At 42.0% G+C, this 13,070-nt stretch carries 11 protein-coding genes; 8 read left to right on the top strand and 3 right to left on the bottom strand.

Annotated elements, in window-relative coordinates; all coding sequences use genetic code 11:
* Window positions 1-199: 199 nt before the first annotated feature.
* The 6 genes from MHN79_RS06405 (at window position 200) to MHN79_RS06380 (ending at window position 6,832) form a co-directional block, all read left to right on the top strand.
* Entirely contained in the window at window positions 200-1,825 is a 1,626-nt protein-coding gene (locus MHN79_RS06405) for an ABC transporter substrate-binding protein (protein WP_239172167.1), read from the top strand.
* Between the two features lie 86 nt (window positions 1,826-1,911).
* Window positions 1,912-2,832, top strand: coding sequence for an oligopeptide ABC transporter permease OppB (gene oppB / locus MHN79_RS06400; protein WP_152430748.1), 921 nt, complete (start codon window positions 1,912-1,914; stop codon window positions 2,830-2,832).
* 16 nt (window positions 2,833-2,848) lie between these two features.
* Complete coding sequence (oppC, locus tag MHN79_RS06395) at window positions 2,849-3,751, top strand: oligopeptide ABC transporter permease OppC (protein WP_239172166.1); 903 nt, start codon at window positions 2,849-2,851, stop codon at window positions 3,749-3,751.
* A 47-nt stretch (window positions 3,752-3,798) separates the two neighbouring features.
* Window positions 3,799-4,770, top strand: a complete 972-nt coding sequence (locus MHN79_RS06390) for an ABC transporter ATP-binding protein (protein ID WP_239172214.1) — start codon at window positions 3,799-3,801, stop codon at window positions 4,768-4,770.
* The gene (oppF, locus tag MHN79_RS06385) at window positions 4,767-5,759 is read left to right on the top strand and encodes a murein tripeptide/oligopeptide ABC transporter ATP binding protein OppF (RefSeq protein ID WP_275436125.1); all 993 of its coding nucleotides are present in this window, start codon (window positions 4,767-4,769) and stop codon (window positions 5,757-5,759) included. The genes MHN79_RS06390 and oppF overlap by 4 nt, the downstream gene beginning before the upstream one ends.
* A 128-nt stretch (window positions 5,760-5,887) precedes the next feature.
* Window positions 5,888-6,832 carry a glutathione S-transferase family protein gene (locus MHN79_RS06380; RefSeq protein WP_239172165.1) on the top strand — a complete coding sequence of 315 codons (945 nt, stop codon included), beginning with the start codon at window positions 5,888-5,890 and terminating at the stop codon, window positions 6,830-6,832.
* A 68-nt stretch (window positions 6,833-6,900) separates the two neighbouring features.
* On the opposite strand, the gene pta is transcribed toward MHN79_RS06380, so the two are convergent.
* Window positions 6,901-9,045, bottom strand: a complete 2,145-nt coding sequence (pta, locus tag MHN79_RS06375; protein WP_160931330.1) for a phosphate acetyltransferase — start codon at window positions 9,043-9,045, stop codon at window positions 6,901-6,903.
* Between the two features lie 113 nt (window positions 9,046-9,158).
* The gene (locus tag MHN79_RS06370) at window positions 9,159-10,355 is read right to left on the bottom strand and encodes an acetate kinase (RefSeq protein WP_239172164.1); all 1,197 of its coding nucleotides are present in this window, start codon (window positions 10,353-10,355) and stop codon (window positions 9,159-9,161) included.
* A gap of 346 nt (window positions 10,356-10,701) precedes the next feature.
* Between MHN79_RS06370 and yfbV the strand changes: the two genes are divergently transcribed.
* Entirely contained in the window at window positions 10,702-11,154 is a 453-nt protein-coding gene (gene yfbV, locus MHN79_RS06365; protein ID WP_114784428.1) for a terminus macrodomain insulation protein YfbV, read from the top strand.
* 78 nt (window positions 11,155-11,232) lie between these two features.
* Here the strand turns inward: yfbV and ald are convergent, their stop codons facing one another.
* Window positions 11,233-12,357, bottom strand: coding sequence for an alanine dehydrogenase (gene ald / locus MHN79_RS06360; RefSeq protein WP_160931326.1), 1,125 nt, complete (start codon window positions 12,355-12,357; stop codon window positions 11,233-11,235).
* 174 nt (window positions 12,358-12,531) lie between these two features.
* Between ald and lrp the strand changes: the two genes are divergently transcribed.
* Window positions 12,532-13,026 (top strand): leucine-responsive transcriptional regulator Lrp, encoded by a 495-nt coding sequence (gene lrp, locus MHN79_RS06355; protein WP_114784432.1) that lies wholly within the window; start codon window positions 12,532-12,534, stop codon window positions 13,024-13,026.
* The last annotated feature ends 44 nt before the right edge of the window (window positions 13,027-13,070 follow it).

Below are 13,070 nucleotides of genomic sequence, written 5' to 3'. Positions count from 1 at the left end.
CATTGATCGGAGAATTAAGCGGTTTTTTGCTACATTTTTATGGCAAATCGAATCGAGGGTTGATAATGTGTGCTGCAATCTTCGTAAGGTTTTGGTGTTTTGTGCTTAATTATTACACTAAACAATGCTAAATCACTATTTCTTACAAGTAGACTTACGAAGACGTCATGGATGCAAATTAAAAATTCGGAGTTTACGCATGTACAAGAATAAGATAACTCAAGCCCTTCTTCTTGGGGCGACTATTACCGTTGCCGCCACCTCAACTTTCGCAGCAGATGTGCCAGCGGGCACTACATTAGCAAAGAAGCAAGAATTAGTTATTGGCAATGGTGCTGAGGTTGAATCTTTGGATCCTCAGAAGGTATCAGGCGTACCAGAAAGTAATGTTATTCGAGATTTGCTTGAAGGCTTAGTGATTCAGGATGGAAATGGTAACACTATCCCAGGTGTCGCGAAGAGCTGGGAGACATCTGATAACAAAACATGGGTTTTTCATCTTAGAGAGAAAGCTAAGTGGTCAAATGGAGATCCCGTAAAAGCAAGTGATTTTGTCTATTCTTGGAGGCGTCTTGTAGACCCATCTGTTGGCTCGCCTTATGCTTCGTATCTCGAAATGACAACGATGCACAATGCTGCCGATATCATATCTGGATCTAAAAGGCCCGAAAGTTTAGGAGTTGTTGCAGTCGATGATTATACACTTAAAGTGACGCTAGATAAGCCTCTTCCATACTTTGTTACTATGACTGGTCACACATCTATGAAGCCGGTAAATCAGGCTGTAATTGAAAAGCTGGGTGACTCATGGACAAGTCCAGAAAACTATGTAAGCAATGGTGCATATAAGCTAAGTAAGTGGGTTGTAAATGAGCGTATTGTGCTAACAAAAAACCCAAATTACTGGGATGCTGATAATACAGTAATTAAAAAAGTATCATTCTTACCCATTGAAAGCTATGTTGCTGAAATGAATCGCTTTTTGGCTGGCGAGATAGACTTGACATATGAAATGCCGAATGAGCATTTTAAGCGCATCAAGAAGGACTATCCTGAAAGCTTAAAAGTAACACCATATTTATGTTCATACTATTACGAATTTAATACAAAGAAAAAGCCTTTCGATGATATTAAGGTAAGGAAAGCTCTATCCTTCGCCATTGATAGGAAAATAATTTCCGATCTGGTAGTCGGTAAAGGTGAAACACCTGCGTATAACTTTACGCCGTTAGCTACTAATGGGTTAAGTATAGAAATGCCTGAGTATGCAGGTTGGACTCAAAGTGATCGCGTGAAGAAGGCAAAACAACTTTTAAAGGAAGCAGGTTATGGTGAGGACAATCCTCTAACCTTCAATTTATTATACAATACGAATGATAACCATAAGAAAATTGCAGTAGCAATATCATCTATGTGGAAGAAAACTCTGGGCGTAAACGCGGTATTAGAAAACCAAGAATGGAAAACATACTTGGATAATAAACGACAAGGTAATTTTGAGGTTTCGCGAGCAGGATGGTGTGGGGACTATAATGAGGCCTCAACTTTCTTGTCCATAATGAAGTCAGGACATTCACAAAACTATCCTAATTATTCCAGTGTCTCATACGATCGTGAAATCGATAATGCACTCTTGGCTACATCAGAGGAAGAACGTTCCAAAGATTACAAAAATGCAGAAGCTTTATTAGCTCAGGATATGCCTATTATGCCGATATATCATTATGTTAATGCGCGCTTGGTTAATCCTTCTCTTGGTGGTTACCCTATGAAAAACCCTGAAAATAATGTTTTTTCAAAAGATTTATATTTTGTAGAGAAATAGAAACAAGTCGTGAAGTATTTTAAAGGGATAGGTGTAACCTAATCCCTTTTTATTTCTTGAACAATCTATATAACAAGAGAAAAACTATGATAAAGTTTATTGCCAAAAGAGTACTGGAAGCAATACCGACAATGTTAGTGTTGATTACTGTCTCTTTCTTCCTTGTTCGTTTTGCACCGGGGAATCCATTTTCTAGTGAGCGTCCTTTGCCTCCGGAAGTAATGGCCAATATTAATGCCAAATATGGCCTAGATAAGCCTGTATTCGAACAGTATACCACTTATTTATCCAATATAATCGTCGGTGATTTCGGCCCTTCATTTAAGTATAAAGATTATACGGTGAACGAGTTAATTAGTGAGTCTCTTCCTGTATCAGCAAAAATTGGATTATTTGCATTCATATTTACTGTTATATCAGGGGTGACTATTGGAACTCTTGCTGCTTTAAAACAAAATACTTGGCTTGATTTTTTGCTTATGGCAAGTGCTATGTTAGGGGTAGTTCTACCATCATTTGTTTTAGCTCCTCTACTTATATATATATTTTCAATAAAGCTACAGGTATTGCCTGCTGGTGGATGGCTTGACGGTTCTTTGAAGTATATGCTTTTACCTATTGTTGGTATGTCTTTACTTTATGTGGCAACTTTTGCTCGGATTACAAGAGGTTCAATGATCGAGACTTTGAACAGTAACTTTATCCGCACTGCAAGAGCAAAAGGTTTAAGCTATAGATACATCATCATCAAACATGCATTGAAACCTGCGCTTCTTCCTGTTGTGTCCTACATGGGGCCCGCTTTTGTCGGCATTATTACAGGTTCTGTAGTGATTGAAACCATATTTGGTTTACCTGGAATCGGTAAACTGTTTGTCAATGCCGCTTTCAACCGAGACTATTCGCTGGTGATGGGAATAACGATTTTAATCGGTTTCCTTTTCATTTTATTCAATGCAATAGTCGATGTTTTTCTAGCGATGATAGATCCAAAAATTCGCTACTAACAAGGAAGTTGGAAGTATGTTAACAAAAAAAGAAAACCTAGAAGCGATAGAGAAATTTTCTGAAGAACTAGAAATTCAAGGTCGCAGTCTTTGGCAGGATGCACGTATTCGTTTTATGCGAAATCGTGCAGCAATGATAAGCATGTTTATCTTAATTATTATGACTCTGGCCGTTATTTTCTTGCCTATGGTAGCGCCTTATACCTTCGATGACACTGACTGGTATGCGATGCATGTTGGACCAAGTGCTGAGCACTGGTTTGGCACAGATAGTTTAGGTCGAGACCTTTATGTAAGAACATTAATCGGTGGTCGAATCTCACTCATGGTTGGTGTCATGGGGGCATTTGTCGCTGTATTAATTGGTACCTTATATGGGGCAACATCAGGTTTTATCGGCGGCAGAACTGACCGCGTTATGATGCGTGTATTAGAGATTTTATACGCTGTACCATTTATGTTCTTGGTCATTGTCCTAGTCACCTTTTTTGGCCGAAACATTATTTTAATTTTCGTTGCTATCGGTGCCATTGCTTGGTTAGATATGGCTCGTATTGTGCGCGGTCAAACCTTGAGTTTACGTAGCAAAGAATTTATTGAAGCTGCATACGTATCTGGTGTGAGCAAATGGAAAATTATTACGCGCCATATTGTACCCAACGTACTTGGTATTGTTGCGGTTTACTCTACCTTACTCATCCCAAGCATGATTTTAACTGAGTCGTTCCTCTCTTTCTTAGGATTGGGCGTACAGGAACCAATGACGAGTTGGGGAGCTTTGCTCCAAGAGGGTTCCCAAACAATGGAAGTTGCCATTTGGCAGCTTATATTCCCTGCGGCATTCATGGTCGTAACACTGTTTTGTTTTAACTATGTTGGTGATGGTTTGCGTGATGCGCTCGATCCAAAAGACAGATAATTAAAAAGCAATAAATTATAAAATCTATAAAGATTAAGGAAGCAATGATGAGCTTATTAGATGTCAAAGATCTGCGTGTTCAATTCTCCACTCAAGATGGCATTGTTACTGCAGTTAATGATTTGAACTTTTCTCTTAATCAGGGAGAAACTCTGGGTATTGTTGGCGAGTCAGGTTCAGGGAAATCTCAAACCGTATTCGCTATCATGGGCCTTTTAGCGAAAAATGGCATTATTTCAGGTAGCGCTTTATTCGAAGGTAAAGAAATCCTTAATTTGCCAGAAAAAGAACTCAATAGGGTGCGAGCTGAACAAATTGCAATGATTTTTCAAGACCCTATGACGTCCCTTAACCCATACATGAAAGTGAGTGATCAATTAATGGAAGTATTGATGCTACACAAAGGGATGGGAAAAGCAGAAGCGTTTGAAGAATCGGTGCGCATGTTAGAAGCGGTTAAAATTCCAGAAGCACGTAAACGTATTACTATGTTTCCGCATGAGTTTTCTGGAGGTATGCGGCAGCGCGTTATGATAGCAATGGCTCTGCTCTGCCGGCCAAAGCTTTTAATTGCTGACGAGCCCACAACAGCACTGGACGTGACGGTTCAAGCTCAAATTATGGACTTGCTAAACGAGCTTAAGCACGAGTTCAATACGGCAATCATCATGATTACTCACGACTTAGGTGTTGTCGCGGGCTCATGTGATAAAGTCTTGGTGATGTATGCAGGTCGAACCATGGAGTACGGCACGGTCGATGAAATCTTCTATCAACCGAGTCACCCCTATGCAGAGGGGCTGCTCAAAGCGATCCCTCGCCTAGATACTGAAGGTGATATCCTACCTACTATTCCGGGGAATCCACCCAATCTCCTTAACCTGCCCGCTGGTTGTCCTTATCAAGAGCGTTGCCATCGAGTGATGAATCGTTGTAAGACAGAAGCTCCTGTCCTGACAGCTTTTGAAAATGGTCGTCAAAGAGCATGTTTTTCAGAATGGGAGGCTTGGAAAAGATGAGTACAGACAAGAAGGTAATTTTAGACGTTTCTGATTTAAAAGTTCATTTTAGTATTGCAGCCAAGTCAGCTTGGCCATGGGCAAAACCCGCTAATTTAAAAGCAGTTGACGGTGTAAATGTTCGGCTATACGAAGGAGAGACTCTTGGTGTAGTCGGAGAATCTGGTTGCGGTAAATCGACGTTTGCCCGGGCGATTATAGGTTTAGTTGAAGCGACCGATGGTGAAGTGGTTTGGCTAGGGCAAGATCTCACCAAGATGCAGGAAGTTCAGCGCCGCGAAACACGCAAAGAAATTCAGATGATTTTCCAAGATCCCTTGGCATCGTTGAACCCACGTATGACTATAGGCGATATTATTGCTGAGCCACTAGAGACTTTTTATCCTGAACTTTCAAAACAAGAAGTGAAAGATCAAGTCAAGCAAATGATGGCAAAAGTAGGCTTACTGCCTAACGTGATCAATCGCTACCCACACGAATTTTCGGGTGGTCAATGCCAGCGAATTGGTATAGCTCGTGCTCTAATTCTAAAGCCTAAAATGATCATCTGTGACGAGCCAGTCTCTGCTTTGGACGTATCGATCCAGGCACAGGTGGTTAACTTACTAAAAGAGTTACAGAAAGAGCTTGGTTTATCGTTAGTGTTCATCGCACATGATTTATCGGTTGTGAAGCATATATCTGATCGAGTCTTGGTGATGTATTTAGGTAATGCAGTTGAGCTTGGAGAGGCGGAAGCCTTGTTCGACAACCCTAAACATCCATATACACGTGCACTTATGTCAGCGGTTCCGATTCCTGATCCAAAACTTGAGCGCAGTAAGGAAATTGAAATGCTTGAAGGCGATTTACCTTCGCCAATAAATCCACCTTCTGGCTGTGTATTCCGTACTCGGTGTCCACAAGCTACTCAGGCTTGTGCTGAAAGAAAGCCATCAATTCAAGGAAATGATGTGCATGCTGTATCTTGTTTACACGAGAGTGTATGACACTGATCAACCGATAATCGTCTATTAAAGTTCAAATTATTCGAACAACAAAGCCAACTGATTCTGCTTTTGAATCGGTTGGCTTTTTTTATACTCAATCTAGTTAACATAAAAATGGACACTGAGTTATGGGAAAGTTAGTTGATGGTAAATGGTATGATGTATGGTATGACACGGCCAAAAGTGGTGGGCGTTTTGTTCGTGAAGATGCTGGGTTTAGAGACTGGGTTAAAAACGACTCGAGTGCAAAATTTCAAGCAGAATCTGGGCGCTATCACCTATATGTATCACTTGCTTGCCCGTGGGCGCACAGAGCGTTAATTTTTAGAAAACTGAAAAATTTGGAAAGTCATATTGAAGTCACTGTAGTTAGCCCAGATATGATGAGTGAAGGTTGGCTTTTTGCAACTCCTGAGCCCTTATATGGATATACCCGACTTCACCAAATTTATACCCATGCTAACAGTACCTACACGGGGCGTGTCACTGTGCCAGTGTTATGGGATAAGAAGCATCAAACCATTGTAAGTAATGAGTCTGCAGATATTATTCGTATGTTTAACCGCGAATTTAACGAGATTACGGGAAACCACCAAGACTATTACCCGAAAGAACAAGCATTGGCCATTGATGAATGGAATGCTGATATCTATGTGAATATCAACAATGGGGTTTATCGATGTGGTTTCGCCACTACTCAAGACGCTTATGAAGAGGCGTTTGAACAGCTGTTCAATGCTTTAGACCGCCTAGACCAGCACTTAGCAAACCATAGGTATCTTGTTGGACAGGTTTTGACAGAGGCAGATTGGAGACTTTTCACAACGTTAATTCGTTTTGATGCCGTTTACGTTGGACACTTTAAATGCAACAAACAACGCATTGCTGATTACGTTAATATTTATGGTTACATGAAAGAACTTTATCAAATGAACGGCGTGGCTGAAACCGTGGATTTTTACCATATAAAACGTCACTACTACTTTAGCCATACGGGTATCAATCCGACTCAAGTTGTTCCTAGAGGCCCAAGTTTAGATCTAGACTCTTCTCATTGTAGGGGTAGTATATAGTGTAAACCGATGATAGTAGATAATAAAAAAGCAGCTAAAAATAGCTGCTTTGAATATTAGTGGGTAAATTAGTTGTGCTCTTGATCAGCTTGTATCGCAGTTAGCGCAATTGTGTAGACAATATCGTCGACCAATGCACCACGTGAAAGGTCATTGACTGGTTTACGCATACCTTGCAGCATTGGGCCGATAGACACAAGATCGGCACTACGTTGTACTGCTTTGTAGGTCGTATTACCTGTGTTGAGGTCTGGGAAGACAAATACAGTGGCTTTACCTGCAACTGGAGAATTAGGTGCTTTAGAAGCCGCTACGTTTTCCATAATTGCCGCGTCGTACTGAAGAGGTCCATCGATAACTAAGTCAGGACGTTTCTTCTTAGCAAGCTTGGTTGCTTCGCGAACCTTATCGACATCTGCTCCTTTACCCGATTCACCAGTGGAGTAAGAAATCATTGCAACGCGAGGTTCAATTCCAAATGCAGCGGCAGAATCAGCAGACTGAATAGCGATTTCTGCGAGTTGTTCAGCCGTAGGATCTGGGTTTATCGCACAGTCGCCATAAACCAGTACTTGGTCAGGAAGCAACATGAAGAATACCGACGAGACAATAGAAGCGTTCGGCGCTGTCTTAATGATTTGGAATGGAGGTACTATTGTGTTCGCGGTGGTGTGCACTGCACCAGATACAAGCCCGTCAACTTCATCATTTTCGAGCATCATAGTGCCTAAGAATACCGAGTCTTGCAGCTTTTCTCTGGCAACGACTTCAGTCATGCCTTTTTTACCACGAAGTTCGACTAGTCGAGCGACGTAATTTTCTCGAATGGCATCGGCATCAATAATTTGTACGCCAGAGTTAAGCTCGACACCTTGTTGCTCGGCAACGCGCTTAATTTCTTTTGGATTACCAAGCAGAACACATTCAGCTATGCCACGCTCTGCACAAATCGCCGCTGCTTTGACTGTTCTTGGCTCATCACCCTCGGGAAGAACGATACGTTTTGCAGCCTTGCGTGCAAATTCCGTCAATTGATAGCGGAAAGCAGGAGGACTTAAACGACGAGACTTGTGTGTGCCTTCGGTAAGCGATTCAATCCAGTTACCGTCGATGTGTCCGGCAACATGCTCATTAATGAATTCGATACGCTCTTTATCATCTTCAGGTACTTCTAAGCTAAAGCTTTGAAGGTTTAGTGATGTTTGCCAAGTATTACCTTGAGCTTTAAATATTGGTAAACCTGTGTCAAATGCCGGCTTACAGAGATCAACAATTTCTTCAGGTATGTCGTAGCCACCTGTCAGTAACACAGCGCCAATATCGACACCATTCATGGCTGCTAGTGCGGCCGCTACAATAACATCGGGACGGTCTGCAGAAGTGACAAGTAGCGATCCTGGCTTGAAGTGCTCAATCATATTGGGTAATGAGCGAGCGCAGAAAGTAATGCTCTTTATGCGCCTAGTGTAGATATCACCTTGATTGACAATGTCGGCTTTTAGATGCTTGGCCATATCAATGGCACGAGTAGCGATAAGATCGATACTCCAAGGAACACAACCTAGCACGCGAATGGGTGATGTATTAAAAATTTCCATCACCTTCATTTCATTTTGTTGTGCACTGTCTGCATCATCAAATATTTCTGAAAGATCAGGGCGAGTACGTCCTGCTTCATCCACTGGTGCATTCAGCTTGTTAATGACCACACCCGAAATATTTTTGTTTTTAGTGCCACCAAAGTTTGAACAGGCAACTTCAATGCGCTCTTTAAGCTGAGCAGGGTTATCTGTACCGGGTGTCGCAACGAGAACAATTTCAGCGCCGAGTGTTGCCGCAATTTCTGCGTTGACTTGGTTTGCAAATGGATGCTTGCGCGTAGGGACTAATCCTTCGATTAAAGTTACATCAGAGTCTTTGTTAATTTGGTTATAACGTTCGACAACAGTTTCAAGCAGTTCATCCATGTTATCGTTGCCGATTAAATTTTCAGCGACGGACATGGCTAATGATTGGCCTATTTTCATGTCGCTATTGTGTGCGACTATCGTCGATGTTAGGTCAGGCTGGTCGCCACCTGAACGAGGCTGACAAATAGGCTTGTAGAAGGAAACTTTAACACCTTTACGTTCCATTGCACGCAAGATGCCCATGCTAACACTTGTTAGGCCAACACCAGCGCTGGCAGGGATAAGCATAATAGTACGAGACATTCTTAGAATACCTTTTTCTATTTATATAAGACTCGAGACCGTATTCCCTGATTGAAATAGGTGTTAAGTCTAGTAAAAAACCGGCTGACACTTATGCCAGCCGGTTACACTAATTAAAGGCCTGATAGGCGAGCTGTATCTTCAGCGATAATTAACTCTTCATTGGTAGAGATAACCATGGCCGGTATTCTGCTGTCAGCAGTTGTAATTGTACCTTCACCGCCGAAGCGAGCTTTAAGGTTTGCTTCTGAGTCGACTTCAATGCCAAATACTCCTAGACGGTTTAATACCATCTCACGAATTGGGCCTGAGTTCTCACCAATGCCACCTGTAAATACAATAGCATCTAATCGGCCGTCGAGTGTTGCTGTATAGCCTGCAACATATTTTGCTAGACGATGACAGAATACGTCCATCGCGCGTGTAGCTTCTTCTTTAGTTCCGTAGTTATCTTCGACGAAACGACAATCTGAGGTTACTTCCGTCAGGCCAGCTAAGCCTGACTCTTTAGTTAACATATTGTTGATTTCGTCTACCGAGTATCCAAGCGTATCATGCAGGTGGAAGATAATCGCTGGATCTAGGTCACCACAGCGAGTGCCCATTACCAAACCTTCAAGAGGAGTTAAGCCCATTGAAGTATCAACGGATTTACCGTTTTTAATCGCACACACTGATGCACCGTTGCCCAAGTGACAGTTGATGATATTCAGCTCAGATTCTGCTTTGCCTAGACGGTCTGCTGCTTCACGCGCAATGAAAAGGTGAGAAGTACCATGCATGCCATAACGGCGAATGCCATGCTCTTTGTATAGGCTATATGGAAGCGCATATAGGTATGCTTCTTCAGGCATAGACTGATGATAAGCTGTGTCAAATACGGCTGACATTGGTAGGTTAGGGAAGGCCTTTTGAGCCGCTTTAATACCAATAATTGCGGCAGGGTTGTGAAGTGGTGCCAATGTCGCACAATCTTCGATTCCCTTTAACACGTCATCATTAATCAATGCTGATTGAGTAAATTTCTCACCACCATGTACAACTCTATGACCAATGGCTTTGAGTTGTTCAGCAAGCTCTGGTTTGGAAACAAGGATAGTTTCAACGATGAATGAAAGGGCTTCATCGTGGGCTGCACCTTCTCCTAATTGAGCTTCGTGCTTACCATCAAGCTTCCATTTTATACGTGCTTCTGGAAGGTGAAGGCATTCAGCGAGACCTGTTAAGTGCTCGTTGCCGTTTTCGGCATCGACAACCGCAAACTTAAGGGAAGAACTACCGCAGTTTAAAACTAAAACCAGCTTAGACATGAGTGGCTACCTGTAATAATCAGTTAGGATAAAAATCAATCACAAGAATAGAAGAAGCTCGTTCAGCTGCATACTAATCTTGAGTAAAAAGTCAATTTCCGTATATAAAGACAGCAGTGCTGCCTGTCACTGCCCATGCACCCCTTGCAGATAGGCCTCAATAGTTGCTTAAATGCTAAATAACAGCAACAATGAGTATGTAGGCCTGCAATGGATGACGATAATAGTCAATGATAACAAAAAAATTTGAAAGAATATTAATTTTTGTCAACTTATTGCGATAAAATTTTAATCCTTAAAATTTTTTTTGGCTAGTGCAGGTAGGTTAGTGTAGTGAGAGAGCCCTATGAGTAACAAAGTCGGTTTAGTGCATAACCTTAGAGATGGACAAAAGTACATGGATACTTGGCCTATGCGCAAGGAACTTAATTTGCTATTCCCAGAACAGCGAATTATAAAAGCCACCAAATATGGGGTGAAAGTCATGCCAGCTATCGCAGCAATCAGCGTGCTCACGCAGATGGTATTTAGCAACTATCAGTCAATGCCCCAAGCGGTTATTATCGCTTTATTCGCAATTAGCTTGCCTATTCAAGGGATGTGGTGGCTAGGAAGTAGGGCGAATACACAACTTCCACCAGCCTTAGCGGGATGGTATAGAGAGATCCATGAGAAAATCGTAGAAAGCGGTCTTGCGTTGGAGCCGATGAAAAAGCAGCCTAGATATAAAGAACTGGCCCATATTCTAAATCGTGCATTTCGCCAGCTTGATAAAAGTGCACTTGAAAGATGGTTTTAAGTTAGCTTCTTTAAATGTATTTGATGTAAAAAAGCGCTCATTAGTTTGAGCGCTTTTTTTGTTCCTGTCTAATCTAAATTAGTTGAACATTGCAATCGCATCGGAAGGCTCTACATATTCAAGGTCGAAGCTTTCTGCAACTTCTTTACAGGTCACTTTACCGTGAATGACATTTAGCCCTTCTAAGAAACCTTTATCTTCTAGCAATGCTTCGCGATAGCCTTTGTTCGCCAACTTAACAATGTATGGTAGGGTAGCATTGTTGAGAGCGAATGTAGAAGTGCGAGCTACAGCGCCTGGCATATTCGCAACACAATAGTGCACAACATCATCCACAATGTAGGTTGGATCCGCATGTGTTGTGGCATGAGAAGTTTCGAAACAGCCACCTTGGTCAATCGCAACATCAACAACGGCTGCACCAGGTTTCATTTTCGCAATGTGCTCTTTAGTCACGAGTTTTGGAGCAGCCGCGCCTGGAATTAATACTGCGCCGACAACAAGATCTGCGTCTAATACATGTTTTTCGATGGCATCTTCAGTTGAGTAGACAACCTTAGCGCGACCCTGAAACTCTTCATCCAAACGGCGAAGTGTATCAACATTGCGGTCTAAGATAGTTACGTCTGCGCGTAAGCCAACAGCCATACGAGCCGCATTAGCGCCAACTACGCCACCACCAACTACAACGACTTTTGCTGGTTCAACACCGGGGACGCCACCAAGAAGTAGACCGCGTCCACCGTGAGATTTTTCTAAAGTTTGTGCGCCAGCTTGGATTGACATGCGGCCCGCTACCTCAGACATAGGTGCAAGTAGTGGTAAGCGACCCATATTATCTGTTACAGTCTCATACGCTATGCAGACAGCTTTGCTCTTGATTAGTTCTTCAGTTTGTGGAAAATCTGGTGCTAAGTGCAAATAGGTGAATAATATTTGCCCTTCACGGAGCATTGCACGTTCAACAGCTTGAGGCTCTTTAACTTTTACAATCATTTCTGCTTGCGCAAAAACGTCAGCAGCAGTAGGAAGAATGGATGCGCCTACAGCGATGTAATCATCGTCGGAAAAGCCAATGCCTGAACCGGCTTTGGTTTCGACAAAAACCTGATGGCCTTGCGATACTAGTTCACGAACGCTCGCTGGGATCATGCCAACACGGTACTCATGGTTTTTGATTTCCTTTGGTACGCCAATGATCATCCTGACTCCTCATTTTATATTGGTTGTTTTAACTATAATGGTTATATTAACTATGTGTAGGGGAATTCTATCGAATTAATATCTAGTATAGATATGATTGAATAAAATTTGATACTGAATATTAAAAAGTTGTAGTATATTTTTTTGCAAGGAAGTAATAAGGTGGAATAAAAAATGGCAGACAACAATAAGAAGCCGTCTAAGGATCTTGACCGTATTGATCGCAACATTCTTAACGAGTTGCAAAAAGACGGTCGTATTTCAAACGTTGAACTGTCCAAACGAGTTGGTCTTTCACCAACACCGTGTTTAGAACGTGTTCGTCGTTTGGAGCGTCAAGGGTACATCACAGGCTACACAGCCTTACTTAATCCGCAATTTCTTGATGCGTCACTATTGGTTTTTGTTGAGATTACATTGAACCGTGGAGCACCAGACGTGTTCGAGCAGTTCAATACAGCGGTACAAAAACTTGATGATATTCAAGAATGCCACTTAGTTTCAGGTGATTTTGATTACTTACTCAAAACTCGCGTATCGGATATGAGTGCCTACCGGAAATTGTTGGGCGATACACTTTTACGCCTTCCCGGAGTTAATGACACAAGAACTTATGTCGTTATGGAAGAAGTGAAGCAAACAAATCAGTTAGTGATTAAAACACGCTAAGCTTTAGGTATTGGCATATGCCTTTCGGTATTCTGACTTAAGGC

It is taken from the genome of Vibrio sp. Of14-4, from assembly GCF_022347625.1.
Classification (GTDB): Bacteria; Pseudomonadota; Gammaproteobacteria; order Enterobacterales; family Vibrionaceae; genus Vibrio; species Vibrio pristinus.
This window is presented reverse-complemented; position numbering and strand designations above follow the sequence as displayed.

Excerpts from the sequence above, each read along its gene's own strand:
- MHN79_RS06405 (WP_239172167.1), top strand. The coding sequence starts at position 200 with ATGTACAAGAATAAGATAACTCAAGCCCTTCTTCTTGGGGCGACTATT.
- pta (WP_160931330.1), bottom strand. The coding sequence starts at position 9,045 with ATGTCTCGTACTATTATGCTTATCCCTGCCAGCGCTGGTGTTGGCCTA.
- yfbV (WP_114784428.1), top strand. The coding sequence starts at position 10,702 with ATGAGTAACAAAGTCGGTTTAGTGCATAACCTTAGAGATGGACAAAAG.
- oppB (WP_152430748.1), top strand. The coding sequence starts at position 1,912 with ATGATAAAGTTTATTGCCAAAAGAGTACTGGAAGCAATACCGACAATG.
- lrp (WP_114784432.1), top strand. The coding sequence starts at position 12,532 with ATGGCAGACAACAATAAGAAGCCGTCTAAGGATCTTGACCGTATTGAT.
- MHN79_RS06370 (WP_239172164.1), bottom strand. The coding sequence starts at position 10,355 with ATGTCTAAGCTGGTTTTAGTTTTAAACTGCGGTAGTTCTTCCCTTAAG.
- ald (WP_160931326.1), bottom strand. The coding sequence starts at position 12,357 with ATGATCATTGGCGTACCAAAGGAAATCAAAAACCATGAGTACCGTGTT.
- MHN79_RS06390 (WP_239172214.1), top strand. The coding sequence starts at position 3,799 with ATGAGCTTATTAGATGTCAAAGATCTGCGTGTTCAATTCTCCACTCAA.
- MHN79_RS06380 (WP_239172165.1), top strand. The coding sequence starts at position 5,888 with ATGGGAAAGTTAGTTGATGGTAAATGGTATGATGTATGGTATGACACG.
- oppC (WP_239172166.1), top strand. The coding sequence starts at position 2,849 with ATGTTAACAAAAAAAGAAAACCTAGAAGCGATAGAGAAATTTTCTGAA.
- oppF (WP_275436125.1), top strand. The coding sequence starts at position 4,767 with ATGAGTACAGACAAGAAGGTAATTTTAGACGTTTCTGATTTAAAAGTT.